Below are 2,758 nucleotides of genomic sequence, written 5' to 3' on the forward strand. Positions count from 1 at the left end.
CCCCCCCCCCCGCGGGCCCCCCCCCCCCCCGCGGGCCCGCCGCCCCCCCCCCCCTTTTCCCCCCCCGCCCCACCCCCGGGGGGGGGGGGGCGGGGGGGCCCCCCCCCCACCATTACCGCCGCGCCCGGCGGGCGCTCCGCTGCCGGACCCGTGGGCGCATCGCCTTGCGGGCGTCGATGGCCACTACCTCGAAGTTGTCCACCGTACGGTTCACTCGGCCGAAGAGGTTGTCCGGGCCCGCGATGCAGACCTTGGTGATGCCTTGCTGCTGCATCGTTTCCACCATGTCCGGCCAGCGGATCGGGTGGTTGAAGGTGTCGAGCAGCATGGTGCGCACACCGTCCGCTGCGGTCAGCAGTTCGCCATTCTGGTCGGCGACGACCGGCAACTTGGGGTCGGCCACCTCGAAGGTGTCGAGGACCTCCGCCGCCTTGCGGCGCAGGGTGCCGAACGCCGGGGCGTGCACGGGCGGCCACATGGTGTACATGTTGTACCCCCCGAGCTCGCCGATCCGCTTCTTGAACCGGTCGAGCACGGGCTCGCGCAGGGACACGAGGTAGAAGCCCTGGTCGATGTAGCCGGAGACGTCGTGCCACTCCCCCTCGGCGTCCAGTTCGGCCAGCGCCTCCTGAAGCTGCTCCTCGGGGGTGTGGATCACGCAGTGCGTGACCGCCTCACGGTGCTCCTGCCGGAAGTACTCCTCCTCGCAGCGCGCCAGTTCGGCGGTGAGCCGTACGGTCTCCTCGAACGGCAGGGACCCCGCGTAGGTCACCGCGGCCCGCTGGCCGAAGCTCGGTCCGGCGCACAGCTCGGGCCGCTCCCCCAGCGTCTCCTCCGCCCAGTCGGCGAGGGAGAGACAGATGGTCAGGAAGGCGATCTGGGTGTGCGCGGCGTACTGGGCCTCTTCCTCGGCGTCCGACTGGCGGTACCGGTCGAACACGGAGTACCCCACCACCTCGTCGGCGATCGCGAGCCGGCGCCGGGCGTGGGGGTTGGTCAGCAGGAACTCGCCCACGTCGGTGAAGCGGAAGGGTCCCATCCCGGGGAAGACCATCGCCGTACGGCCGGTCTCCGGATCGGACGTCCGCCCCTCGGTGGCCTGTGCCTGTGGCTCGGTGGTCTGCTGCTCCGTCATGACTTCCCCCGCGGCGCCAGGTCGAGAGCGAGCTGCTCAAGCTGTCGTTTGTCGGGCTTGCCGTTGCGGTTCAGGGGGAATCGCTCCAGGACGTGAATGCGGTTGGGGTGCTCGAAGTCGGGCAGCAGGGAGGTGATCGGCTCCCGCCAGTGCCGCGGCTCGCGCTGCTGCTCGTCCTCGACGAAGAAGAAGAGCTGGCAGCCGCGCTGTTCGTCGGGGACCGGGACGATCTTGACCAGGCAGCCGGCCGCGGCCAGCTTGTGCTCAATGATCTCGGGGTAGAGCGTGTGGCCGTTGCGGTGCACCGCGGACTTCCTGCCGAGGACGAAGAGGTTGTCCCCGCCGTCCAGATAGCCGAAGTCGCCGGTGGGGTACCAGTCGGTCCTGGCCGGGTCGACGGGGGTGACGGTGCCGTCCTCCGCCAGATAACCCTCCATCAGGTCGGGCGAGTGGACCTGTATCTCCCCCACGTCGCCGGAGGTGAGGACGGCGCCCTCGTCGTCGACGATCCGCAGCTTCAGGCCCTGGACGGCCCGCCCACAGGCGACCACGTTGTCCTCGGTCGCGAAGGCCACGTTCCCGGCCTCGGTGCTGCCGTAGCTGTCCAGCAGGGGCAGTCCGAACCGCTCGACGTAGTCGGCGACCAGGCCGGGGTCCAGCGGGGCCGCCCCGCTACAGAACATCCGGACACCGGACAGCTCGTCCGCCAGGGCGGGCTTGCGGCCGATCATGTTGAGCATGCTGCGGTAGCTGGCCGGGGTGGCGTCGACCACCGTGGCCCCGCAGATGCCCGCCATGGTCATCGCCCGGTCCAGCCGCCGGTAGGGCGCGATGACCAGCGAGCACTTGACCAGCCAGGCGATGAGCACCATGGACAGCCCGTACTGGTGGGAGAAGGGCAGCAGCGGCAGCAGGACGTCATCGGGGCGATGGCCCACCTGCTGGGCGTTGCGCTCCAGGTTCTTCAGGAACTTCGCCCCGGTCTTGACGATGCCCTTGGGCTCCCCGGTGGAGCCGGAGGACCACATGATCAGCCCGTCGGGCAGCTCGCACCAGGTGTCGACGGAGAGCTTCCGCTCGGCGGGGGTGAAGTCCATGGACGCCGCGAGCAGTTCGTAGACGGTGACCTGGGCCGGGCTGTTCGCGGGCATCGGCGTGTCGTCGTCGACCACGCAGACCTTGACCCCGGCGAGGTCGCAGATGCGCTGGGTGGCATCCGGCCGTTCCTGGTGGTCGACCATGACGATCGACGCGCCGGTGTGCATCAGGGCGAGGAGGACACCGACGAAGCCGGCGGAGTTGCTGGCCTTCAGCATGACCCGGGTGCCGTTGCCGACCCCGCGCTCGCGGAGGGCTTCGGCAATGGCCAGGGCCCTCTGTTCGAACTCGGGAAGCGCATGCACCGCTTCCGTCCCAAAGACTTTCGCGGTCATCGGGTTTCACTGAGCCTTTCTTCTTCTTGCAGTCTCTTGGGGTGGGAGCCACCCACGACGCCGACACTCCGCGAGCCGTGGGCCGGGGCCGCGGGGGCCCCCCCCGGGGGGCCGGGGGGGGGGGCGGGGGGGGGCCCGGGGGGGGGGGGGCGCGCCGAGCGGGGGGGGGGGGGTGGGGGGGCCGGGGGGG

At 70.9% G+C, this 2,758-nt stretch carries 3 protein-coding genes; all 3 read right to left on the bottom strand.

Annotated features, from left to right (window positions below; all coding sequences use genetic code 11):
• Positions 1 to 112: 112 nt before the first annotated feature.
• Entirely contained in the window at positions 113 to 1,135 is a 1,023-nt protein-coding gene (locus AAHZ94_RS32170) for an ACP S-malonyltransferase (RefSeq protein WP_349997244.1), read from the bottom strand.
• Positions 1,132 to 2,568 (bottom strand): class I adenylate-forming enzyme family protein, encoded by a 1,437-nt coding sequence (locus AAHZ94_RS32175; RefSeq protein ID WP_349997245.1) that lies wholly within the window; start codon positions 2,566 to 2,568, stop codon positions 1,132 to 1,134. Before AAHZ94_RS32175 ends, AAHZ94_RS32170 begins: the two co-directional genes overlap by 4 nt.
• A partial coding sequence (locus tag AAHZ94_RS32180) for a hypothetical protein (RefSeq protein WP_349997246.1) occupies positions 2,565 to 2,758 on the bottom strand: 194 nt, incomplete at its 5' end. The genes AAHZ94_RS32180 and AAHZ94_RS32175, both read right to left, overlap by 4 nt.

Origin of the sequence: Streptomyces sp. HSW2009 (genome assembly GCF_040240285.1) — a bacterium.
GTDB lineage: Bacteria > Actinomycetota > Actinomycetes > Streptomycetales > Streptomycetaceae > Streptomyces.